The sequence below is a fragment of the Campylobacter sp. P0109 genome (assembly GCF_002138755.1).
Lineage (GTDB): Bacteria > Campylobacterota > Campylobacteria > Campylobacterales > Campylobacteraceae > Campylobacter > Campylobacter devanensis.
This window is the reverse complement of record NZ_MJKK01000002.1, coordinates 161,577-184,497: the sequence shown is the minus strand read 5'-3', so window position 1 is coordinate 184,497 and position 22,921 is coordinate 161,577. Positions and strand designations below refer to the sequence as shown.

Here is a 22,921-nt window from a genome sequence, read left to right as displayed (position 1 = left end):
CCCCCCCACCTAAATATCTAATAAATTTTTAAAAAAATAGCAAATTTAAAGCTATTAAATTTAAAAAGAATATAAACAAACAATTACTATCAAATGCTAGATAGTATAATTTACAAGCTTGGATTGATTTAAATTTGTTTTATTAAATCTGAGCGAAAGCTCAGCACCTAGAAAGGCTTTTACAAAATTTTCGCAAAAGTAAAATAACCTAAATGGTTGTTTTACGGCGAAAATTTAGAGTGTAAGTTAAGTTGGAAGGGCAAGGTAGCTTCGCTCTTATGTTTCGTAGCACCGTCGAACGATAGTTAGTATCGTTTGACTATTGCACTACTCATCTGCCAAAAAGCGTCCCCCTTCCCACTTAAAAATAAATTTTAACTTCGCAAGACGGAGCTAAGTCCAGCTTTGTGATAAACTTTAGAAAAGTTTAATTAAAATGAAGTCCATACAATAAGCAATCTTACATATAATTAAGTAGGCTAATTTTACTAATCATTGATGAAGTTTGTAGCATTGCTTCAAACTGTGTTAGATACTGTTTATAAATTAGCATACTCTCACCCAAATCAGCACCAATAACATCATTTTTAATACTCTCCACATTAACATATAACATACTAGCTCGTGAGCTAGAACTCTCTAATACATTAGTATATGAACCAATCTGCGTGTGGAGTTTATTTACATGGTCTTGGATATGGTCAATTCTCTTTAGAGCGCCTTGGATTCCAGTAGTACGAGCGTTAGTACCATCTGGATTGCCTCTATAGCTACCATCTCTTACAGCTGCTATCATAGCATCTAAATCTTTAAAAATATCCACACTTGGCTCATCTATGCTAATCATATTATTAGCATTAAAATTAAATAGCGACCCTGCGACTGTAGAGTTAGCCTCTTTACCAAATTCAGGTTTATCAGCACTAAAAGTCTCAAAAATAGATATTTCTATATTTGATACGGTTGCGCTTTTGTCTGTGATTTGCATTTGACCTTTATAATTTAGCTCTACATTGACACTAGCAGTGGCTGCATCTACAGCTTTATTATAAGCTTCAAATCTAGCTGTAGCATAATCTGTGTTATTGATTATAAGATCTTTTATCTTGCCTAGGGCTTCTTGTTTGTTAGTTACTGGAAAAGTAAGCCCAGCCGCATCTACTGCTTGATCTATTATAGCTTCTGTAGCAGGGTCATTAACATTGGTTTTTAATCTCGTTTTAAGATCATTAGCAGTATTAATTGCCACATTTGGAAATAAATTTTGATCACTTAAATTTTTTGCTACCGTGTTACCAACTCTATCATCTGGTAAGTTACCTGCTGCTACCATAGCTACTATATCATTTAATTGTTTGTAACTTATATCATCAGCTTGAGTTACAACCCCATCTGTGGTTTTAGTAGCTTCATTATACTTGCCTAGCATTATATTGCCTTGATAGACTGGGACTGGTGTGAATCCACCTGGCGGAATTATCGGCGTTCCATCTGCGTTGGTTTCAGTGATGGTGAGTTGCGTGGCTTTAGGAACACTAGCTGAGAGCGGATCGCTAAAATCTATCTTAACTTGATAATATTTACCATTTTTAGATTTGATATGCATAGTCATATTGCTATCAGGGTTATCTTGCAGTCCAGCACCAGCTACATCTTTTAGCTTAGTAGCATCAGTAGCAAATGTATTTTTACCCTTGACTACTTGAGAGACTGAACCAGTTAGGATATTATCTTTTTGGGCAAACTGTAGCTTGTTATAGTCAGTAGCATCGTTTTTAACCCCTAGAGTGTCTTTAAAGTCGCTTTTGATAAATTCAGTTAAATATACTTTGCCATTTTTGATATTTTCTTCGATAGTTTCTAAATCGGTTAAGTCGCTTACATCAACCCATGAACCATCTTTATCACGAACTTTGGTGCTAGACATTTCACGAACTTGATCAGCATTATTTGGATTAAATGCAGTAAAATCAGTTGCATCTATACCATTATTGCCAAGATCGTTTAAATCTAGTGTAAATGGTGGATTACCGATATTTTGTACAACTTGATTATTAACTTGAAGTTGGTTAGTATTACTTAAATTAATTGTATATGTTTGATTGTTATTATTGCTTACTGCTGTAATTTCAGTTATATTGCCATTAGCGTCTTTTGTAGTTGTTATTTTATAATTACCAGATGTTTGAGGGTCAATATTAATCTCATATTCACCAATCTTATACTTCTCAGTTGATTGTTGCGGAGTAAGGCCAAATAGATGAAGCTCCATCATCTGATTACCATTTCTAATATCAGTTATCTCGATTTGGCCGCTATTATTTAGAGTTACTTGAACTAGTGGATTTTTGCCTTCTTTATCATTGCCTAGAGCGTAGCCGATATTATCTAGTAGGCTTTGGATAGATGAGTCTGGGGTCATAGTTACCTTAGTAGAAAATGTAGAGCCATCTGGTTTTCTACCTTGTAGGAAAAATGTAGTTGGTTGATCTTTTACTGCATCTTTTGTAAAATCATCCTCTTTTGGCGGATTAGCTTTATTAAATTCTTCGCTACGATAATTAGTACCTATTAAATCTCTTAAATCATCTCCAAGCCCAACATATTTGATTGGCTCATCAGGATTAGCAAATTTATTATAATTATTAACCAAATTCACATTTGTCGTTATAACCTTTTTATAATCATTATCCGAGCCTAGAAATAGAGATTGACCGTTGATATTGTAGTTAGAAGTTTGATTAGTGCCAATTACTGCTTTTATACTCTCAGCATTACCATTATAGTTGCCTAAATCATCAATTGGCATAGTATCTAGCGCAGTTCCTGAGAATAGATACTGGCCATTTATGGTAGTATTAGCTATATCGATTAGATTTTGCTTGATACCTTCTAGGTCATTAGCAATAGCATTACGAGAAGTTACATCGTGAATATCATTAGCTGCTTGGATTAGTTTGGTTTTAAATTCAGTTAGCTTTAGCACAAAATCATTTAACGCCTTATCGCTATTTTTTGAAAATTCAGTAGCCTTTAGTGTTGTAGATTCTACTTGTTTGAGTAGATTACTCTCATACTCCAGCCTAGCAGCATCGACATAGATACCGCTACCTTCATAAGCGTAATTGATTTTTAACCCTGTACTAAAAGCCTGATGAGACTTATATAGTGAGTTGGAGTTCTTTTGGTAGTTATAGACATTATTGAAATTCATAAGCTGGTTGGTTATACGCATTTGCACTCTCCTAAAAATTTAGGAATTTTACAAGCAAATATCATTCCCAAACCAGCAAATTTAGTAGAAAATCCCTGCTAAATTATCATAATCCTAGTACATTTACTACTATTACAAATCCAATAGCAGAGCCTATCATTGCTATTGGTAAAGTAATTACCCATGCTAGACCAATTGGCTTTAACATTCCCCAGTTGGCATTGCGATTATATAATCCAATACCAAGTACCGCTCCTATCAAAACATGAGTAGAGCTAATAGGTAATCCCATTTTTGTAGCGATTAATATAACTATACTTGCTGATAACTCCGCACTAAATCCAGTTGTAGGCAAAATCTCTGTAAGCTTACTCCCAACAGTAGTTATCACCTCTTTACCTAAAAACCATAACCCAACAACAAGTGCTACGCCAAATGTAACCATAGCTACTGTAGGAATCACTGTGGTGCTATTAATAGCGCCACTTTTTAACACATCTAAAATCGCAGCAAATGGCCCAACGGCATTAGCGATATCATTTGCACCGTGAGAAAACGCAAAAGACGAAGCAGTAAATATCTGAAACCAACCAAAGATTCTATTAATCCCTTTTTGCGGATTATCTCTTTTCATCATATTAATAATCGAGAAACTAAGCAAATATGCAACTGTACCAATAACACATAAAATCCATATAGTCTCAATTGTGCTAAAGTTTAAGTTCATATGCTTTAACCCTTTAAATAGCAATGTAGATGAGATAATCATCGCTGCAACTGCTGCTAAAATCGGGATATGAAGTCTCATATATTTCATTGTATCAATTAGTTTTTCTTGTCCTTTAAACTCTCTAATCTTATCTCTAAAAGGACCACTGCCTATGATTTTTTCATCATAACTCATGGCAATAGCTTTAAGCTCTTGAATTTGTTGCGACTGGCTCTTGCTAGAAAGCTCGTTTATATAATTTTCTTTAAATGCTCTTTTTTGTGCTTTTATCGCTTTAATCTGAGTATGTAGATCCATACTTGGAGTTATAATTTTAGTTTTGATATAACCATAAACGATATAAGCAATAACTCCACCCATTAGCGGAGATAAAACCCAGCTAAGAGCAATACTACCAATAGAACTCCATTTAACCATATCTAAGGTATTGCCATTATCATAGTATAAATACCCCATCATAAGGCCAGACCCTACGATACCACCAACGATAGAGTGAGTAGTAGATACTGGCAAGCCCTTTTTAGTCGCTACAAATAGCCAAATTCCAGAACTCATAAGAGCTGAGAGCATAACAGCAGCAAAAATCATAGGATTGATATCACCGTTATTTGGTAGTATGACAATACCACTTCTAATAGTATTTGTAACTTCAGCTCCAGCAAATACAGCGCCACTTAGCTCAAATACAGCTGCGATTATTAGCGCTTGTTTAATAGTAAGAGTCTTAGCTCCCACGCTTGTACCAAATGCATTAGCAACATCATTACCGCCAATATTAAAGGCCATAAATATGCCAAAAACACTAGCTAAAATAAAAAAGATTAAATGATGACTCGATATATATCCATATCCCCATATAAAAAAGACAACTAAAGAAATGATAAAAACTGAAGTAAAAAATAAATTGTCCCTACCCAAGCAATACCTCCAAAAAATTTCTTCTATTTTAGCTTTTTAGGCTTGAATTTTGACTGAATTTATGCAATATTTTACTGATTCTATATAACTTTCAACCCTTGCTTTAGATTGATACGCAATATCAAAAGCAGTTCCATGATCTACACTAGCACGGATGATTGGCAAATTTAAACTAATATTAATTGAGCGATCAAAATATAACGCCTTAAGCGGTGCTAAGCCTACATCGTGATACATAGCTATTAGACGATTAGTAGATTTTAGCGAATTTGGGGTAAATGCAGCATCAGGTACAAGCGGACCGATAAAAATTTCTTTACCGATTGTAGCATTGGCTGCTTTTATAGCCATTTTTATCTCTAATTCTTCTTTGCCTCCAATAGTTCCATTATCACTAGCATGAGGATTAAAGCCTAAAACGCCTACTTTGCTAAATTTAGTTGAAGCATAAAAGTCTAATAAGAAATTTTTAACTTTATTAAATTTAATCTTTTTACTAACATTTTTAAGTGGCGTATGATCACTAAATAGTGCAACATAAAGCTTCTCGCAGCCTAGCATCATAATAGCACTAATTTTAAAATAATCACTTAAGGCATCAGTATGGCCTTTGTATGGAATCTTAGCTTTTTTCCAGCTCTCTTTATTAATTGGCAAGGTTACAAGAGCGCTGGCCTTTCCTTTAGTAGTGAAATTTAGTGCATTTTCAAAGCTAATAAATGAGAATTTGCCACTTTTTTTGCTTACTTTACCTGGCTTTATCTCAAAATCATCACCACACTCATAAATCTCAAAATTCTTTGGAATATTGATATTTAAGATTTTAGCTGCTTGGTTTAAAAGCTTAGAGTTTATAAAATATATTGGTTGGCAAATTTTACTAATCTCTTTATGAGCTTTTAACGCAATCTCAATTCCAATGCCATTTATATCGCCTACACTAATTGCAATTTTGGGTTTCATTTGATTAACTCTTTCATATCTTTTATAGCTTGGCTTAATCCAGTAAAGATTGAGCGAGCTATAATGCTTTGACCGATATTTAGCTCAAAAATCTCTGGGATATTTGCTATTAAACCTACATTTTGGTAGTTTAGTCCATGGCCTGCAGCGACATTTAGTCCTATATTTTTAGCAAATTTAGCAGCCTTTTTTAATCTATCTAGCTCAAATTCAAGCGCCTCTTTAGCATTTGTATGTTCTAATGATTTTATACTAAATTTAGTCTTTGGAATATTTGAATACGCCATTAAATAGGCATTAGCAAAGCTTCCGGTATGCAATTCAATAGTATTAGCTCCTAACTCTTTAGCTGCTATTATATCATCTGAGTTTGGATCGATAAAAAGTGAAACATCAATTCCAGTCTCATTCATAGCTGCTATGGTACTAGGTAGTTCTGGACTAGCTAAATTTAATCCACCCTCAGTAGTTAACTCTTCACGCCTCTCAGGAACTATCGTAGCACGATGAGGAGAGAGCTCTAGTACAATATCAGTAATAGCAGTAGCGCACTCTAAATTTACTGGAATAGTACAAAGATTTATAATATTTATAGTATCTGTATCATCTATATGTCTGCGGTCTTCACGCAAATGTATTGTGATCTGATCTGCGCCAGCATTAATAGCAGTAAACATTGCATTTAAAATATTTGGATCATTTACCCTTCTAGCCTCTCTTAATACAGCGACATGATCGATATTTACACCTAGTTTCATATTTATCCTTATGAGTTTATATAGTTTTTTTGTTCTTTAAAATATGGTTTTAACGCTTCATACGCTAGACCAATTTTTTGAAACTTATCTGTATAGTCTTTTTGAATTTTATCTGATTTAGTAGCATGACGATCTGGATGATAAACTTTAGTTAAATTTAAATAACTTGCTCGAACCGTCTCATAATCATCACCAACTTCACACCCAAGCGTATGAAAATGCTCTTCTAAAAGACTAGCTAGCATACCAAATCTTCGTTTATACTCTTTAGAATTTAGCACATTAAAACGGCGTTTAAATCGCTCAAATTCCTCTTTATCGTAGTTGAAATTTACTACATATTTAAGATGCTCTCTGCTATTTATAATATTTGAGAGACTCTCTATATCTCTTAGACTTTGCGGAGTAAAAAGCAGCCAATTTTGTCGTGGGTAATATTCACAATTTGCATCATTAAAACCACGCATTAGGTATTTAGCAAATAACTCCTCGCTATTTTTTAAATCAAATAGCACTTTTAACTCTTCAAATCTGATATCTATATCTATTAACACCTGAAGCGAGGTCGGATTTTTATAGACTAGCTTGATATTTTTATGATGAGTTAGCCAAAACTCTACTCCGCTACCGACAGTTTTTTTATATAAATTTGCTATAAATTTTAGCAAATATTTACGCTGGATCAGCTCATTTTCGCTATAAAATATAATAATTCTATCACGAGTACCAATCACATTAGCAAAACTTTGGCGAATTTTATAAATAAGATTTAGATACAGATCGCAATCATCAGTTACTATAGTAATTGACTCTAATGTCTGTGTAATCTCCATTTCAAGCCCTATTTTTTAATTTTAGGCTTTTAAAGCAAATTGCGTTCCATTAAAACTATGAATCTACCCAAATAGTAGGTTCATCTAACTCACAATACTCTTTTAGAATTTGATATGGTTTGTAGTCGCTTTTATACTCTAAGCTTTCACAATTTTTGACATAAAATCCTAGATAAATCCACGGAAGTTTATGCGCTTTAGCTAATAAAATTTGGTTTAAAAGCGAATATTTACCAAGGCTTAAATACGCATAATCTGTATCCCAAAAGCAATAAATCGAGCTAATTCCATCACTAGTAATATCAATTAAATCTACACAGATTAGACTATCTTTATCATAATAATCTACCTCAAAGCCAAACTCTCCAGCACCATCTACATAAACACTAAAATAGCGTTCATAACTCATTTGATGATACTCCCAGCCTCGCTTATTTTGCATAAATTTATGATATTTTTCATATAGATTTATATGTTCTTGGCTTAGATGTGGGCGAGTTACTACAACCTCTATACCAGCATCTTTATTTTTACGGATTACTCGCCTTAAACTTTTAGTTAATTTAAATTTTTGAGCGTCTATTCTTAAGCTTTTACACTCATTGCAATCTTTACAAATTGGCTTGGAAAAATACTTGCCAAATCTTCTATAACCATGCTCTACTAAAGCAGAATTATAAGCATATGACGCTTCATAAATATATTTATAGCTACTTCTAGAAGAACGACCCTTTAGATACGCACAAGGCGTATCTAAAGTACTAAATTCAATCTCAGTCAAGCTTTTTAATATCCGAATATTTGATGAATTCCATAAATTCATCTCTTAGTCTAGCCTCTTTATCAGCTACTACCTCTGGCTCAGAAAATATATCTTTAAACTCATCACGGTTTGGATTTGGTTTTGGTTTTGAAACTGGGGTTTGAGCCTTTTGCTCTTTAACCATCTGCCCTTTTATCTCTTTTAAACTATCTAAAAAATCCATAAATTACCCATTTTCTCTACTAGATTTTACTTTTTGAATCGCTGCTGTAATAGCCGCAATGACCTCTTCTTTGTTCTCTTGATTATGATCGTGAGTATTTTCTAAGATGTCTTGAAGTCTCTCTTCAATATAGCTAGTATCAAAAAATCCTCTTCTAAAGTGTCTTCTTTTAGATATAGCTAAAAGAAATGGCAGTGTGGTTCTAACACCCTCGATTGTAAACTCATCTAAAGCACGCTCAAGCTTACTTACAGCCAAATCATAACTTCTAGCTTTTACTATTAGTTTAGCTACAAGTGAATCATAAAATGGCGGTATAGAGTATCCTTGATACATATGACTATCTACCCTTACACCAGGACCAAGAGCAGGGAAATAACCTGTGATTTTACCAGGACTTGGAGCAAAATTTTTCCATACATTCTCAGCTGTAATTCTAGCCTCTATAGCAACACCTTGAGGTTTAACTTCTGTTTGATCTATATCTAGAATTTCCCCTGAAGCAATGCGAATTTGTCTAGAGATTAGATCGACTCCCACAATCTCCTCAGTTACACCATGTTCTACTTGAATTCTAGTATTCATCTCCATAAAATAAAAGTTATTATAATCATCTAGCAAAAACTCTATTGTACCAGCATTAGTATAACCTACAGCCTTAGCTGCTGCAACTGCGGCCACACCCATTCTCTTACGCAAATCTTCGCTAATAGTAGGACATGGCGCAATCTCAATCACCTTTTGATGGCGTCTTTGAATAGAGCAATCACGCTCACAAAGGTGAATTAAATTACCATAATTATCACCTAAAATTTGAAATTCAATATGTCTAGGTTTAACAATCAACTTCTCCATAAAGACTTCATCGTTATTAAAAAATGCCTTAGCCTCTCTTTTGCAACTCTCATAGCTACTTTCTAAATCTTTAGGATCCCATACCTCTCTAATACCACGACCGCCGCCGCCGCCGCTTGCTTTTAAGATTACTGGATAGCCTATTTTCTCAGCTTCTAATTTTATAGTTTCAATACTTTCCTTATTTAACGCTTCAGTACCTGGCACAACTGGAATACCATTTTTATGCATTAAATTTCTAGCAATATTTTTATTTCCCATTTTTAAAATTACTTCAGATTTTGGCCCAATAAATGTAAGACCAGCATCTTCAACCATCTTAGCAAATTCATAATTTTCACTTAAAAATCCATATCCAGGATGTATAGCATCAGCACCACACGCCTTAGCTACTTCTACTATTCTAGCAGCATCTAGGTAGCCTTTAATCGGGTCTTTGCCTATCTCATATGCCCCATCAGCAACTTTTACATGAAGTGATTCTTTATCAGGTTCAGTGTATATGGCTACATTTTTGATATGTAAATCTTTACACGCTCTAACGATTCTAACAGCTATTTCGCCACGGTTGGCAATCAAAATTTTATATATCATAGAATTACCTTTAAAAAATTTTCCATTCATTGTAGCTAAATTTGGATATTTTTTAGCTAAAAATAGAAAAATAAATTTAAATTTTAAATAATGTGTTACAAATGTTTGGTTTAATGAGGTTTTGCCAATCTATTTATGGCAATGAAGCTATTTATAAAAGATTACTACGCCTTGTGTTTAGGCGTAGTACTAAAACTAACTTATTGTAGCAGCTTTAAGACATTTTGCTGTACAGCATTTGCCTGACTCATAGCGTAGCTTCCGCTTTGGGCTAGAATGTTATATTTAGAGAAGTTTGCACTCTCACTAGCAAAGTCTACATCACGAATTTGGCTTTCGGCTGATTTTACATTTACTTGAGTAACTGTGATGTTATTTAGCGTAGCTATTAATTGGTTTTGTACTGAACCTAGGTCAGCTCTTAGTTTGTCTAGACTTTTTCTAGCTGATTCAGCTACATCAACCATAGCTTGAGCACCACCATAAGTATTTACGCCACCAGCTTGAGCAGCTGTACCATATACATTTGAAAATCCACCATTAAAGAAGCCCATAGCCTTAGCAGTTTCAAAGCTAATTGTTCCACCATTCATATATTTTAAATTTACACTAGCTTGATTAAATACAGTTGAAGCTACACTTGCTAAGCTAATTGCATTACCGCCAGTTGTAAATCCTGAAAATGTAGATAGATTAGCTATACCAACTTTAATATCTCTAGCATCTTGGCGGATAAATGTAAGCTGACCTAATAACAGAGCTCCACCATTTGCGCTACCATTTGAGGCACCAATTAAATCTCCACCCATAACCGTATAACTATCTGAGAATGTTCCTATCTTGATGGCTCTACCATCTTTAGTTGCTAAAACTAATCTACCGTTATCTAGACTTGCTTCTACTCCGGTTTCATCTTTTTTAGCGTTGATTGCACCGATTAGAGCGTTGTCGGCATCATTAACTTGAGTTTTAATATTTCCTATTGTTACACCATTAATAGTTAAATTTTGAACTGTACCAGCCTTAACTGCAACGCTAAAAATTTGAGTATTATTTGCCTCTGCCCTTACACCGGTTTTATCCGCTGCACCATTCATCATTTCAGCTATTGCTTTGTAGCCATCTGTTTGCAATACTGTTCCAGATAATGTTTGAAATGTAAAACCATTAGGATAGCCGTCTACTCCACTTAGCTTTACTGTAAATTCAGTAGCGGATACTGCTGAATAATTAGAAATTATCGTATTATTCATGGTCTCAAACCTAGTATGCCCAATTGTGTTTGAGTTTGTAGCACCTATGCTTACTTTTGCAGTTTCATTACTATAAGCACCTATTTGGAAGTTTTTGTTTGAAAAATTTCCATTTAGTAGTTGTTGGCCATTAAAGCTTGTAGTAGTAGCTATCATATCTAGTTCTTCTAGAATCAGCATTTTGACCATCTTGAGCTGCTTGGATAGCTTTGGTTTTAATAGTATCAAGTATTTTAATCTGTTCATCCATAGCTTTATCAGCAGTTTGGATGATACCTACAGCATCATTACCATTAGATATGGCTTGACCTAGGGAGTTAGCTTGAGAGCGAAGACTATCAGCTATCGCCATACCAGAAGCATCATCAGCTGCTGTTTGAATTCTAAGGCCTGANNNNGTGCTCTATCATTTACTACAGAGTTAGCATGCGCATTTAAGGCTGCTACGTTTGTATTTATTCTAAAACCCATTATAAGTCCTTTTATAGAAATATTATTAAGTTATAAAAGCCCTAAGCAAATGGTGTTCCAAAGTTTTGGTAGAAGTTTATAATATTCCCTACTCTTGTGCGCTAAGAGGCAAAGCATAGTATTGCACTCCAGCTATCTCAAATTCACGCACAAACTCTCTAAACTCTCTAAACTCCTTAGCAGTTAAATAAAATTCATACATACATCCAGTCTCGCCATATCGCTTGCTAGTCTCTAGTCCTTGTCTCTGGCTATAATGATCAAACCTAGAAAGCAATGCAAATGGTACAAATATGCTCACAATATCTCTTATCTCATAGCGTTCTAGCTCTGCGGCATTTATGGCTAAATTTGCACTACTTCCATACGCTCTAACTAACCCGCCAACACCAAGCTTTACACCGCCAAAATACCGCACCACTAACAGCGCAGTGTCTATTAAATCAGCTCCGCGCAAAGCATCTAGGCACGGTGGTCCTGAGCTTCCTTTTGGTTCGCCATCATCGCTACAGTTTTCTACAATCTGAAAATACTTATTATAATACCTATACGCCCAGACTATATGAGCAGCCTTTGGATTATCCGCTTTAAGTCTAGCACGCAACTCTTCAAACTCACTAAATGGACATATATAACTAGCAAAGCTTGATTTTTTGATATCTTGCTCGTAGCTGTAGCACTTTTTTACTAGATACATTTTGTATAATAACTCAAAGTTGTATTGCCAAATTTACGACTTTTATAAAGTGCAAATTTGCCTATGTTTTGTGAAGGTTCATAGCTTGAGATATGCTCTATTACCACTATATTGGCCTCTAGTTTTTCTAGCATTTTATAAAGTTTTTCATAAATTCCACTAAATCCATCTCTAATATCAAATGGTGGATCAGCATAAAGAATAGTTTTTTGCTCTATATTTTGAGCAAGAATCTTTGGTGTTAGCTCAAATGTATCACCATGCAATGCTACTAAGGTCTCATTTACATCATCATTTAATCTACTAAAATTTTCCCTTAAGCTATTAAATGCTGCTCTATCAAGCTCTATAGCATAGCCTTTTTTAGCGTAATTACTAACCGCAGTCGCAGCCATTAATCCACTTCCACCAAATAATTCTATAAATACCGAACCATAAATCTCACCCTGCAGGCTATTAAATACAGACTCTTTTACTATAGATTTAGTACTTCTAGTTGTGATTAGGCTTGGCAAAGATAGCTTTTTGCCTTTAAATTTACCACTAGTAATAGTGGTGGTTAGATTATTTTTCATATTCATCTTTTATTATTTTAATTAGCTCAGCCTTGAACGCATCGACTAAATCACCCACTCTACGCTCTAGGCTGCTTAGCTCGCTTGATTGTATTTTGCCGCTTATTTGCATCGCTGAATAGAACTCACCTAGCGTATTTAATAGCACATCTTTACTAAAAGGCTCGCTAAGATATGGCGAATCATCACTTATGATAAAGACTGGCTTGCTACTTTGCAATGCTCTATCACTCACTATAAAATCGCAATCTTTTTTTGTGGTTGCATTTGAACCTAAAAATAGCCTTAAAGTCTCAGCTAAAAGCAGACACTCACAATCTATACAAACTCTCATTACCCTACTCCTTTAAAGCCTAAATAGTATCAAAATATCTATAAATTTGGTATAAAATTTGCTTAAAATCTAGATAAATCTATGAATTTGCTATAAAATTTGGTAAAATTTGACCGATTTAGCATATAACCAATTTACTAAAAGGATGCAAAATGGAAATTTTCAAAGCAGCAGCCCAGCAGCAACTAGATATGGCAGATACTGTCAGTTTGAAGCAGCAGTTTAATCCACAAACTAGAGAAATAGAAAATCCAAATCTCCGCCAAGACTCTGCAGCGCAAAATGGAGCCAATGAGCACCTAACAAATGAGCAAATTCAAGAGATTTTAGCCCAAACTAACGATAATCTAAGCCTACTAAATACAAATATTAGATTTGGCTATAATGATAAGATCGATAGTATGTTTGTCAATGTTTTAGAAGCTGATACTGGCACAGTAATCCGCAAAATCCCAACTGATCAGGTTATGAAGCTTACTGAGCATTTTAGAGACATCGTGGGTATGATATTTGATAAAAAGGAATAAAAATGGCAATAAATACTGAAAAATCACAACTAGGCGTAGGTAGCGGAAATATCCTAAGCTGGGATACAATAGATAAGCTAAAAGAGGCTGATACAAAAGCACTTGTAAAGCCACTAGAGACTAAAATTCAAGACAATCTAACTAAACAAAAAGACCTAACAGCAATCACTACATTACTTAGCACATTTAAGGCTAATGTATCAAATTTGACAAGCGATAACACATATCTAAGGCGTGATGCTAACGCCACAGGTAGCGGTAGTGTAAGCGTAACGGCAAATGCAGGTGTAGCTGAACAAAATATGAGCCTAAGTGTGCAACAATTAGCTACTCACGACTCTTATCAATCTAAGACATTTGACTTAAGAAATGGTACAGTATTTGATAAAGATGTTAGCTTTGGCATCAGCATTGGTGGCAAGGATTATGTGATAAATGCAGACTCTAGCACCACGCTAGAAGGACTAGCTGAAAAGATAAATGAAGCTACTGAAGGTAAAGTCCAAGCTAAAATCCTAAATGTAGGTGGCGCAGCTGGGGCTGAGTCATATAGACTAGTAATCCAATCAGCTGAGACTGGCTCAGATAATGCGATGAGCTTTTATGCTATAACAAGTGGAACTAGCGGTGGTGCATCACACACTAGTACAGATAGTACTCTAGAAGCTTTAGGATTTTACTTTGATAAGGCTAATACTACTGGGACAAATACAGATAGCCATGGCAATACAATTCAAAGATTAACATTAAAAAAACCTGATGATATAAAAGATAAAGGCGATAATGTAGGCTCTCAATTAGATGTTGCCAAAGATGCTAAATTTAAATACAATGGTATAGATATCACTAGAAGTTCAAATAAAGTTGAAGATCTAATCTTAGGTGTGAGCTTAACTCTAAATAAAGTAGATAAAGCTGGTGAGAGTACTAATGTAAATATCACCCAAAACACTGATGGTATCCTAGAAGATATCCAAGCGATGGTAAAGTCATATAACTCACTAATAAATAATATAAACGAAGCTACCAAATACGATAGCGAAACTGGCCTAGCTGGTACATTCCAAGGGGTAAGAGAGATCACATCTATCACCACAGAACTAAATAAAATAATAAATGGCGTAAGCAAAGATGGTAAATCTTTGGCTGATTTTGGTATCACGCTTACTAAAGATGGAATACTAACTCTAGATTCATCAGTGCTAAACGATATGATAAATACTAAATTTGATGAGTTTAAAAGCTTCTTTAGCTCTGAGACTAAATTTACAAATGTTACAGCATTTGGGGATAAAAAAATAGATTGGAATGAAGATATAAAAGGCACATTAACAATTAATGGGGTAGATATTACAATTGATATTCCAAAAACCAATACAGGTACAACCCCTTGGGATGAAAAAGCCAAGAAAAACGCCCTACTAAAAGCTATAGCAAACGCTAGCGGCCTAAGCGATATCTCAGCTTCATTTGACAAAGATGGCAAACTAGTACTAAAAGGCTCAGGTGGCATTGATATTGAGATTAAAGGTAATAGTGATTTCTTAACTAAACTAGGCCTAAAAGAGCAAAAGCTAGATGGTAAAACTGAGATTATAGGCGGATTCTTTAAAGGATTAAATGATACTATAAATGGCCTAATTGGCACTAATGGTACTCTAACAACTTATGAAGAAAACCTAACAAACTCGCACAAATCTCTAACCGAAAGCAAAGAGAAAAGACAAAAAGAGCTAGATACTAAATACACCACAATGGCAGAAAAGTGGTCACAATATGATACTATCATTGCTAAGCTAGAATCTCAAATGAATACTGTAAATGGTATGATCGAGGCTGCAAGAAATGCTAACAAGTAAAGGAACAGTGATGGCATCATCAAATGCTGCATATGCAGCCTATAATCAAAATAATATGGGGATTGACTCTCCACAAAAACTCATCTCTATGCTATATGAGGGGGTTTTGCGTTTTATCTACCGTGCTAAAAAAGCTATGGATGAGGGTGATATAGAAAATAAGGTGCTATTTTTAAACAAAACTAATGCTATATTTTTTGAACTAATCAACTCTCTTGATATGAGCCAAGGCCAAATTAGTGAATATCTTCAAGGGCTATATAGTAGACAAATTCAGCTAATCTCAGAGGCTAATATCACAAACGACCAAAGTAAATTAGATGAAGTAGTTCATGTAACAAGAGAGCTTTTAGAAGCGTGGAGAGATGTAACAAAGGATGATAAATGAGTTGGCTCAATGATTTTAAATCCGCTTTGGTAAGTGAGAATTTAGATAGGATAGAATACCTTATAAACAACTATCCACCAAAGCTAGCCCCAGATGAGCTAGAGTGTACGGCTGCACTTTTAAAGAGTGCGGCTGAGCTTTTTCGTACTAAGCAAAAGGAGCTAGAAGCCGAGCTAAATAAGGTTAAAAAAGCCAAAAAATATGACTTTTAATAGCTTTTGACTTGCTAAACTAGCTAGATTATTAAATTTAAGATTTAGCTAGTTTATAAATTATATAAGTATTAATTTAGGTAAATTTTTAAATAAAAAAACAGGTGCGACTATAAGCCGAGTTCTGTTATGATGGCCATTTATCTAGATTTGATTTTAGATCAAATTCAAGCGAAGGGTTGAATATAAGACTCCAAACCATCCCTTCTTGCTGCGAGTTGGGTTTACATAGCTGCTTGCATCTCTGCTAGCACTGGTGGGCTCTTACTCCACCGTTTCACCATCACCGCTAAAGCGGCAGTTTACTTTCTGTTGCACTATCCCTTGAGTTACCTCAGCCACCCGTTAGGTGGAACTCTGTCTTATTGCAGCTCGGACTTTCCTCAAGGCTTTAACCTTGCGACCATCCATCGCACCAATGTAATTTTATCAAAATCGAACTTAAAATTTATAATTAATGTAGAATTGATTAACTCTTTTTTAGTAAAATTTAACTAAATTTAATTTTTTATATTTTTTTAAATTTACAATTTTTAAGGATAATAGATGATAAAAAGAGCTTTATTTATGACTTTAGTTGTCTTTAATATTTGTAATGCTCAAACTGAGATAAATGAAAATCAGATGATTACGCCTATTCCTGATAGTATCCCATATAACAAAGAAAAAGCAATGCTAGGAAAGCAGCTATATATGGATACTACACTATCAGCAGATGGGAAGGTTTCATGTAATACCTGCCACGATACAAAGACCTTTGGTATGGATAATCAAGTATTTTCAACTGGTATAAATGGAGTTATGGATACCCCTTTTAACTCGCCAACCACATTTAATGCGGCATTTAATTTCGTTCAATTTTGGAATGGTCGAGCTAAAGATTTAGCTGATCAAGCTAGATCGCCTTTTACTAATCCGCAAGAGATGGGACTAAATGATGAAGCTGAAGTTATAAAGATAATAGAGCAAAATCCTGATTATAAAGCTAAATTTAATAAAATTTATGGTGAAATAAATATGGATAATATCACCGATGCCATAGCTGAGTTTGAAAAGACATTAATCACCCCAAATGCTCCATTTGATAGATACCAAAAAGGTGATGAAAATGCCATTAGTGAAGCAGCAAAAAGAGGCTGGAATGCCTTTAAAACTAATGGTTGTGTAGCTTGTCATCAAGGGCAAAATATCGGTGGGACAATGTATCAAAAGATCGGAATTTTCGAGCCATATCCAAATCAAGAGAATTTGGGTCGCTATGAAATTACAAAGGTAGAATCTGATAAAATGGTCTTTAAAGTCCCAAGCCTAAGAAATGTAGCCAAAACAGCCCCATATTATCACGATGGAAGTATTCCAACTCTTGATGCGTGCGTGCAATTTATGGCTTATTATCAATTAGGCAAATTCCTAGATCAGCAAACAGTAGAAGATATAGTCGCATTTTTAGAGAGCTTAACAGGGGAATATAATGAACAATTCTAGAAAAATCAGTTTTTTAAAGCAGTTTATCGCACTTACTGTGCTTGTTTTGGTATTTATTTTTATTCTTTTGGTATTTATCTTTAATAATTATAGATCTGCTCTAAAAAATGAAGAGATAACGATGGCTACGCAACATCTACAAATTTATGATCTACAAATCGATCAAGTTTTTAGAACTAAATTTAATTTCATAAACTACGACTCAAGCGTAGTTTATAGCAATAAATTTAAAGAAACCTTGCAATATTTAGCTAGTTTAGATGTAGATGCTAATATGTTAAGCTCAATATCTAAATCATTTGAGGATAAGCAGATACAATTAGAGAGATTTAAATCAGCAAATTCAATCGCTATAAACTCAAAAGCATATCTATTTACTCTAAGCCACGATATAGATAAATTAGTAGTAGCAAACCCAACTCCAGAAAACCTAGCTCTATTAGAGGCGATGGATCAAATCTTAGCCATTGTATCAACTCAAAATATATTGGCTAGAGATGTTTTAGATACGCTTAATGAGCTTGTTAAAAATGTAGATCAAGCTAGATTAGATAATAGTGAGCTATTAAATTTATTTAAAAAGCACTACTCTATGATGTTAAGCCAAATCAGCGTAATGCAAGATAACTCTACCCTATACCTAAATCAAGAGCTAAACAAAAAATTAAACAAATTTGAAACTATAATCGCAAACCAAATAGAAGAAAACAACAAAAACCAACTATATATCTCAATTATAGTATTTGGTGTAACCTTGCTTATATTTGCGGTATTTATATATTTGACACTTGTTAAAGTAGTTATCCCAACTAAAAATCTAGAATTACTTAGCTCGAATTTAGCAAGTAACAAAGCAAATCTTAACTCTCGATTAAAAATAGACCCAAAAAGTGAACTAGCCACTAGTGCTGGATATATAAATAAATTTATTCAGATTGTTCAAAATTCAGTTTTAGAGGCTATTGATAGTTCAAATACAAGTCATAAAAACTCAATTAGCTTGCAAGAAAATGCTAAAAAACTAAAACAAAACTCACTTCACCAGCACGAACAAGTAGCTAGTGTTCAAAAGATTACAATCTTATTAAATGAAACAATTAACCTAAATAAGCTACTTGCTAATGACGCAACGCTAAATATGCAAGATTTAAAAACATTAATGAATACTGTAGAAAATACGCTTTTAGAGTTGATTGAATTAATTGAAGTTAGTAGCCAACAAGAAAATGAGATCGTAGCTAATATGGATCAACTAGTAAAAAGCGCTGATACTATCTATAGCGTTACAAGTGCTATTAAAGATATCGCAGACCAAACAAACCTACTAGCGTTAAATGCTGCTATAGAAGCTGCTCGTGCAGGAGAACATGGTAGAGGTTTTGCAGTAGTAGCTGATGAAGTTCGTGCGCTAGCTGATAAAACTAGCAGATCGTTAGGCGAGATAAATATAACTGTTCAAACTATTGTTCAACAAGTTAATTATAATAAAACCCTAATGGATGATATCCATATCTCTATGAATAATACCTCAAATAAAGCTGCTGATCTAAAAAATAATATAGCAAATTCAATAAATAAATTAAACGCTGGAATTCAATCTACTCAAACCGTAGAAGAAAAATCCATCACAGCCAAAGAGCGTGTAACGCTGCTAAATAGTAATATAGATAAGGTAAGTAGAGCAGCTACTAATCTGACTCAATTAGCTACTCAAATTGATATAATATCAAATGAAATTTTAAATAGCGCAAAAAAACTAAACGATAAGCTAACTAGCTTTAAATAGATATTTATAATAAGACTTGTCAGCACAAACTACATTGCTGACAAGCTGCTAATAATCATAGCATTTGGCAAATTTAATAATCTTTAAATATCAAAAATTTCCCTACCTAAAATCTCACGCAAAACCACAGTAGCATAAGATCCCTTTTGTAATGTAAAGCTTAGGCTAAATTGTGCCTCCTCTTCATTATAGTTATATTTCATCTCATCGGCCCATACCCAGTTAAATCTTCTTGCTCCATTAGCAAATTTAGCAAATCCAAATCCCTCAGCCATAATCTCTTGCTCAAGACTAAACGCCACACCAGTAGCTTCATAAGCTTTAGCTCCAACTAATAAACCACAGCTGGTGCGATCACGCTGATTAAATTTATCAACCTCAGATTCTAAATCCTCGCATAAAAATAACTTGCCAAATGGATAATGTCCCATCACTTCACCACGAATTAATCTAAAAAACTGCTTTTGACTTTTTAAATCTTTGATAGTATCGTTATCAAATTTATAAATTTCAGCTAACTCCTTAGCGCTAAAACTCTCGCAAAATCGACTAATCTCTACTCTTTTGCTAAGATAGCGATTAAATAACTCACTTTGATATGCAGAAATCAAAAAATCTCTAAGCTTTGGATTATATTTTTTAAGACTCTTTTTATCATTATTTGCCATAGCTATTAATAACTCTTTAGCGTTTTGATAATTATCACCAAATCTACCAAACCTTTGATAGCCAAAATAGTTGGCAAAACCTCGATTTTTGATCAATTCTATAACATTTTGAAGCTTTTTAGCCTCACTTGGCAATACCTTTTTAAGACGAATAAAGAAGTGATTTGCTTTTAAATGCCCGATTCTTAGCTTATTATTATGGAGTGTAGCATTTAAAATTTTAATATTTTCATTAGAAAAACTACTTATAGCACTCTGAAATTTAGCTGGAATTGAGATATATTGCGTAGTCATACCCTCTTTATCCTTTAATCCAGCATAGCCAAAATCTCTAACCTTAGCACCAGTAGCTGATGCTAAAATACTCAATGCCTCAGATGTGCTTAGGCCTTTTTTTTGAATTTGCATAACTAAATGCTCGCCATTTCCACTAAACTCATATAGTGGAATCTCACGCACCACAAAATCACTTGCATTTTTGCTAAAATGCGCATTGATTGGCGTATGTGTTGTTGTTAATAATGGCTTAAAAATGGGTGAACTTTCCATGAAATTTTGCCCTTTCGTTTATAATTTTACCTAGTAAATTTAATTTTACTCTACATTTTTTAGCTTGGTTTAATACTCTTTTTATATTTTTAGGCGGTACGACAATTAACATCTCATACTCTTCCCCGCTAATAAACTCAAATTTGGATAATTTTTTCTTAAATTTAACTGCTCTATTTTGTGTAATCTTTGGCAAATCACTAGCTAAACCATCGCTAATATCCATTCCTGATCTTATCCATTTAGCACTTTGTTTTATAAACTCTTGCCTTAAATTTGGAGTTACAAAGCGTGAATTTGAGCTAATTTTACCACCGTTTAAAAGCGTTCTAAGCCCCTTAATAGAACCGCCTAAAACCCCAGTATAACATACTATATCACCTATTTTGGCTCCATTTCTTATTAATGGTTTTTTTGAGTTTAAATATGAGATTATAGTTAAGCTAATTATAAGCTTATTGCTTAAGATGGTATCTCCTCCGATAATTTGCGTGCCATATTGTGCTGCACACTCTTTTAGTCCAATGCTTAACTCTTTAATATATTTATTGCTTAAATTCTTAGGTAGTCCAAGACCTAAAAGTGCATATTTTGGCGTAGCGTTCATAGCAATTGCATCACTTAAATTTACTATCATAGCCTTTTTACCAATCTGTTTTGGACTTAACCAATGCGATTTAAAATGAATATCTTCTACAAACATATCCTTGCTATATACTATATCACCGATGATAGCACCATCATCACCATTTAAGTTATGCTTAAAATTCGATATTATGCTCTGTTCTTTATCCACTCTACAAGCGCCTCTTCATAGCCAAATTTACGCCCATTTAGCCCTGCACCATCAAGTATTAAATCTCCATTATCTAGTGAGATTATATCTCTTGATTGGCTGCTGCTATTCATCCAGCTTAAAAATATCCCATCATCAGCCCAGACATCAGCACCTGAACCACCAGGAATTGCTACAATATCATAACCATAAAGTGACTCAGAACTCAGATGCATAGGTAGGGCTAATCCCATCTCATCTCGGGCATCTCCACGAAATCCAATCACAACAAAATCAATTCCACATCGCATAAAAACATCATAAATTCTAGCAAAACTAAGAAAATTTACCCCATCATAGACAATAATTGCACTTTTCACTTTTAACCTTATTATTTTTTAATAGCGAAATAGTATCAAAACTCCTATAAAATAGCGATAAATTTGATATAATTTATATAAATTTTAGAAAGGATTAATATGATTTATAGCGATAAATTTATATATATCGAGATAGAACCAAACGCCTCTCCATGGGTAAAAATATTTACTCAAAGCGAATTTAAAGAACTTAGCGATTGCGATACTGATACGAGAAATAGACTATTTCAAGCAGCACTTGAGTGCGAAAAAGCTATGATTGAGTTTTATAGCCCTGATAAGATTAATTGGGCAAGCTTTGCAAATTATATGCCACGAGTACATATGCATATTCAAGCTAGATTTAAAGATGATGAGTATTTTCCAGAGTCTTTATGGGGTAAAAAACAGCGAGAAGCAAGACCAAGAGATATAAAAATAGATGAATTTTCTAGCTTTTTAGCCCATCGTTTAAAGGTGTTTTTTGGCTAAATTTTAGATTATTTAAGATATATTATTTTTAGCTAAATATAATCAAATTTATAAACTCAAAAGGAGAAAATATGAAAAAACAAATATTAACTTCAGTTGCAGCTTTAGGTCTGCTTTTTGGTGCGGCAAACGCCACAGTTTATAGCGTTGATACAGCACATTCTAGTACAACTTTTAAAATCAAACACCTACAAGTTAGCAATGTAACTGGTTCATTTGGCAAATTTGCTGGTGAAGTAGATATCACAAACAAAATTCCATCTAGTCTTACAGCTACAATTGATGTTAATTCAATCAATACAAACAACGATGGTCGTGATGCTCACCTTCAAAAGGCAGATTTCTTTGATAGTGCAAAATTCCCGCAAATCAAATTCACAATGAAAAGCTTTGAAAATGAAGGCGATGGAGAAGGTAAAATCAAAGGCGATCTAACAATCAAAGATGTAACAAGACCAGTTGAGCTTAATTATGAATTTAGCGGTACAGGTAAAAATAGAAAAGGTGTTGAAATCGTAGGATTTAGCCTAGAAGGCGAAATTAAAAGAAGTGATTTTAACTTTGCTCCAGAGTCTAGCACAGTTGCACTTGGCGATAAAATTAAGATAAATATTGATATCGAAGCAGTTAAAAAATAATA

Annotated in this window: 22 protein-coding genes, 1 other RNA gene and 1 pseudogene; 8 read left to right on the top strand and 16 right to left on the bottom strand. The window is 34.0% G+C overall.

Annotated features, from left to right (window positions below):
- Positions 1-460 precede the first annotated feature (460 nt).
- The 12 genes and pseudogenes from CIGNP109_RS03555 to CIGNP109_RS03500 all read right to left on the bottom strand — a co-directional run bounded on the left by CIGNP109_RS03555 (position 461) and on the right by CIGNP109_RS03500 (position 13,181).
- Positions 461-3,235, bottom strand: coding sequence for a flagellin N-terminal helical domain-containing protein (locus CIGNP109_RS03555; protein WP_086228225.1), 2,775 nt, complete (start codon positions 3,233-3,235; stop codon positions 461-463).
- A gap of 85 nt (positions 3,236-3,320) precedes the next feature.
- The gene (locus CIGNP109_RS03550; RefSeq protein ID WP_086228224.1) at positions 3,321-4,862 is read right to left on the bottom strand and encodes an inorganic phosphate transporter; all 1,542 of its coding nucleotides are present in this window, start codon (positions 4,860-4,862) and stop codon (positions 3,321-3,323) included.
- 36 nt (positions 4,863-4,898) lie between these two features.
- Positions 4,899-5,825, bottom strand: a complete 927-nt coding sequence (gene pdxA / locus CIGNP109_RS03545) for a 4-hydroxythreonine-4-phosphate dehydrogenase (RefSeq protein WP_086228223.1) — start codon at positions 5,823-5,825, stop codon at positions 4,899-4,901.
- A complete protein-coding gene (locus tag CIGNP109_RS03540; RefSeq protein ID WP_086224710.1) occupies positions 5,822-6,583 on the bottom strand; it encodes a pyridoxine 5'-phosphate synthase in 762 nt (253 codons plus the stop codon). Before CIGNP109_RS03540 ends, pdxA begins: the two co-directional genes overlap by 4 nt.
- A gap of 8 nt (positions 6,584-6,591) precedes the next feature.
- A complete protein-coding gene (locus CIGNP109_RS03535; RefSeq protein ID WP_086226187.1) occupies positions 6,592-7,416 on the bottom strand; it encodes an adenylosuccinate lyase in 825 nt (274 codons plus the stop codon).
- Between the two features lie 55 nt (positions 7,417-7,471).
- The gene (locus CIGNP109_RS03530; protein ID WP_086226188.1) at positions 7,472-8,197 is read right to left on the bottom strand and encodes an arginyltransferase; all 726 of its coding nucleotides are present in this window, start codon (positions 8,195-8,197) and stop codon (positions 7,472-7,474) included.
- Positions 8,190-8,402, bottom strand: coding sequence for a hypothetical protein (locus tag CIGNP109_RS03525; protein WP_086228222.1), 213 nt, complete (start codon positions 8,400-8,402; stop codon positions 8,190-8,192). The genes CIGNP109_RS03530 and CIGNP109_RS03525 overlap by 8 nt, the downstream gene beginning before the upstream one ends.
- A 3-nt stretch (positions 8,403-8,405) precedes the next feature.
- Positions 8,406-9,881: an acetyl-CoA carboxylase subunit A gene (locus tag CIGNP109_RS03520; RefSeq protein ID WP_442861888.1), complete on the bottom strand. Its 1,476-nt coding sequence runs from the start codon at positions 9,879-9,881 to the stop codon at positions 8,406-8,408.
- Between the two features lie 170 nt (positions 9,882-10,051).
- Positions 10,052-11,575, bottom strand: a pseudogene (locus CIGNP109_RS03515) (flagellin B).
- Between the two features lie 88 nt (positions 11,576-11,663).
- Positions 11,664-12,272, bottom strand: a complete 609-nt coding sequence (locus CIGNP109_RS03510; RefSeq protein ID WP_086224716.1) for a YigZ family protein — start codon at positions 12,270-12,272, stop codon at positions 11,664-11,666.
- Positions 12,263-12,847, bottom strand: a complete 585-nt coding sequence (gene rsmD / locus CIGNP109_RS03505; protein ID WP_236847547.1) for a 16S rRNA (guanine(966)-N(2))-methyltransferase RsmD — start codon at positions 12,845-12,847, stop codon at positions 12,263-12,265. Before rsmD ends, CIGNP109_RS03510 begins: the two co-directional genes overlap by 10 nt.
- Positions 12,837-13,181, bottom strand: coding sequence for an ornithine carbamoyltransferase (locus CIGNP109_RS03500; protein WP_086224718.1), 345 nt, complete (start codon positions 13,179-13,181; stop codon positions 12,837-12,839). Before CIGNP109_RS03500 ends, rsmD begins: the two co-directional genes overlap by 11 nt.
- A gap of 152 nt (positions 13,182-13,333) precedes the next feature.
- Here CIGNP109_RS03500 and CIGNP109_RS03495 point away from each other — a divergent pair, with 152 nt between their 5' ends.
- From CIGNP109_RS03495 to CIGNP109_RS03480, 4 genes are read left to right on the top strand one after another with little or no spacing between them, the layout of a single operon-like run.
- Positions 13,334-13,708 (top strand): flagellar protein FlaG, encoded by a 375-nt coding sequence (locus tag CIGNP109_RS03495; protein ID WP_086226194.1) that lies wholly within the window; start codon positions 13,334-13,336, stop codon positions 13,706-13,708.
- 2 nt (positions 13,709-13,710) lie between these two features.
- Positions 13,711-15,567 (top strand): flagellar filament capping protein FliD, encoded by a 1,857-nt coding sequence (gene fliD / locus CIGNP109_RS03490; protein ID WP_086228219.1) that lies wholly within the window; start codon positions 13,711-13,713, stop codon positions 15,565-15,567.
- Entirely contained in the window at positions 15,554-15,955 is a 402-nt protein-coding gene (gene fliS, locus CIGNP109_RS03485) for a flagellar export chaperone FliS (protein ID WP_236847546.1), read from the top strand. The genes fliD and fliS overlap by 14 nt, the downstream gene beginning before the upstream one ends.
- Positions 15,952-16,167, top strand: coding sequence for a hypothetical protein (locus tag CIGNP109_RS03480; protein WP_086224722.1), 216 nt, complete (start codon positions 15,952-15,954; stop codon positions 16,165-16,167). Before fliS ends, CIGNP109_RS03480 begins: the two co-directional genes overlap by 4 nt.
- A 97-nt stretch (positions 16,168-16,264) precedes the next feature.
- Here CIGNP109_RS03480 and rnpB read toward each other — a convergent pair.
- An RNA gene (gene rnpB / locus CIGNP109_RS03475) (RNase P RNA component class A) lies at positions 16,265-16,586 on the bottom strand.
- Between the two features lie 148 nt (positions 16,587-16,734).
- On the opposite strand from rnpB, the gene CIGNP109_RS03470 reads away from it, so the two are divergent.
- Together CIGNP109_RS03470 and CIGNP109_RS03465 are read left to right on the top strand one after the other, a co-directional pair.
- Positions 16,735-17,652 (top strand): cytochrome-c peroxidase, encoded by a 918-nt coding sequence (locus tag CIGNP109_RS03470; RefSeq protein ID WP_086228269.1) that lies wholly within the window; start codon positions 16,735-16,737, stop codon positions 17,650-17,652.
- A complete protein-coding gene (locus tag CIGNP109_RS03465; RefSeq protein WP_086228217.1) occupies positions 17,639-19,438 on the top strand; it encodes a methyl-accepting chemotaxis protein in 1,800 nt (599 codons plus the stop codon). The genes CIGNP109_RS03470 and CIGNP109_RS03465 overlap by 14 nt, the downstream gene beginning before the upstream one ends.
- 83 nt (positions 19,439-19,521) lie before the next feature.
- On the opposite strand, the gene truD is transcribed toward CIGNP109_RS03465, so the two are convergent.
- Genes truD through CIGNP109_RS03450 form a run of 3 tightly spaced genes read right to left on the bottom strand, consistent with a single transcriptional unit; the run spans position 19,522 to position 21,810 of the window.
- The gene (gene truD, locus CIGNP109_RS03460) at positions 19,522-20,655 is read right to left on the bottom strand and encodes a tRNA pseudouridine(13) synthase TruD (protein WP_086228216.1); all 1,134 of its coding nucleotides are present in this window, start codon (positions 20,653-20,655) and stop codon (positions 19,522-19,524) included.
- The gene (locus tag CIGNP109_RS03455; protein ID WP_086228215.1) at positions 20,633-21,451 is read right to left on the bottom strand and encodes a thiamine-phosphate kinase; all 819 of its coding nucleotides are present in this window, start codon (positions 21,449-21,451) and stop codon (positions 20,633-20,635) included. The genes truD and CIGNP109_RS03455 overlap by 23 nt, the downstream gene beginning before the upstream one ends.
- A complete protein-coding gene (locus CIGNP109_RS03450) occupies positions 21,430-21,810 on the bottom strand; it encodes a hypothetical protein (RefSeq protein ID WP_086224726.1) in 381 nt (126 codons plus the stop codon). The genes CIGNP109_RS03455 and CIGNP109_RS03450 overlap by 22 nt, the downstream gene beginning before the upstream one ends.
- 99 nt (positions 21,811-21,909) lie before the next feature.
- Between CIGNP109_RS03450 and CIGNP109_RS03445 the strand changes: the two genes are divergently transcribed.
- Both CIGNP109_RS03445 and CIGNP109_RS03440 read left to right on the top strand, forming a co-directional pair.
- Positions 21,910-22,281, top strand: a complete 372-nt coding sequence (locus CIGNP109_RS03445) for an HIT family protein (RefSeq protein WP_086228214.1) — start codon at positions 21,910-21,912, stop codon at positions 22,279-22,281.
- Between the two features lie 71 nt (positions 22,282-22,352).
- Positions 22,353-22,919 carry a YceI family protein gene (locus CIGNP109_RS03440; protein WP_086226200.1) on the top strand — a complete coding sequence of 189 codons (567 nt, stop codon included), beginning with the start codon at positions 22,353-22,355 and terminating at the stop codon, positions 22,917-22,919.
- Positions 22,920-22,921: the final 2 nt, after the last annotated feature.